This window comes from Lactobacillus sp. UMNPBX19, from assembly GCF_002553805.1.
GTDB lineage: Bacteria > Bacillota > Bacilli > Lactobacillales > Lactobacillaceae > Lactobacillus.
Genome location: NZ_PCYR01000078.1, coordinates 1 through 1,149 on the forward strand (window position 1 = coordinate 1; position 1,149 = coordinate 1,149).

General features: G+C 37.7%; 1 protein-coding gene. It reads left to right on the forward strand.

What is annotated here, in order from left to right; translation table 11 throughout:
• Nucleotides 1–101 precede the first annotated feature (101 nt).
• The coding region (locus CP370_RS09115; protein WP_087176735.1) for an IS30 family transposase at nucleotides 102–1,149 on the forward strand (1,048 nt) is incomplete at its 3' end.

The following is a 1,149-nucleotide window of genomic DNA, read 5'->3' on the forward strand; positions in this document are numbered from 1 at the left end:
GATTGTAAAATTAAATTGAACACTTGATAAAAAATAAAAAGTCCATTCGGACCTGTTTGATAGAATGTAGTTACCACACAACATTTAGAAACGAGGTCAAAATGGACTCTTTACATTCTACCATGAATCAGCACATTAAAGGCAAGCATTTATCATTCGAGGAAAGAGTTATTATTCAATTGCGTTTGAAAGATGGCTATTCTTTGCGTGCCATTGCCCGTGAATTAAACTGTTCCCCTTCTACTATCAGTTATGAGGTTAAGCGCGGTACTGTAGAACTGTATCATGGCAAAGTCAAAAGATATAAGGCTACTCAAGGGCATGATGCATATCAAGCTCATCGTAAAAATTGTGGACGTAAATCAGACTTTCTCAGGAAAACTCAATTCATGCGCTATGTCCACAAACATTTCTTTAAAGACGGCTGGTCGCTTGATGTGTGCAGTAATCGCGCCACCGCTGTTGGCGCATTTAGCAGCAGAGATGTTGTCTGTACTAAGACTCTTTACAATTATGTCGACCAAGGTCTATTAGATATACATAATTACGACTTGCCAGAGAAGCTTAAACGCAATACCAAGCTTCATCGTATTCGCAGAAATAAGAAAAAACTTGGCAGAAGCATTGAAGAACGTCCTAAAGAGATCAATAAACGTAATGAGTTTGGCCATTGGGAATGCGATTTAGTTCTCGGACATAAGAGCAAAGATGATGAGGTGCTGCTAACCTTATCTGAACGTATGAGTCGTGAGTTCTTAATTCTTCGTATTCCTGACAAGACTTCTGTCAGTGTCATGCAGGCCTTTAAAAAACTCCAAAGGCAATACAGCGAACATTGGAATGATATTTTTAAAACCATTACCACTGATAATGGCTCAGAGTTTGCAGATCTTTCAAGTTTAGAAGACGTATCAAATACTTTAGTTTACTATGCTCATCCTTATACATCTTGTGACAAAGGAACAGTTGAAAGACATAATGGACTCATTCGCAGATTTATTCCTAAGGGAGAGGCAATAGACAATTATTCACTACAAGACATCATAGACATTGAAACCTGGTGCAACTCTTTACCAAGAAAGATATTGGCATATCATACACCAGATGAAATCTTTGAAAGAGAATTAGATCTAATCTATCAAGCAGCTT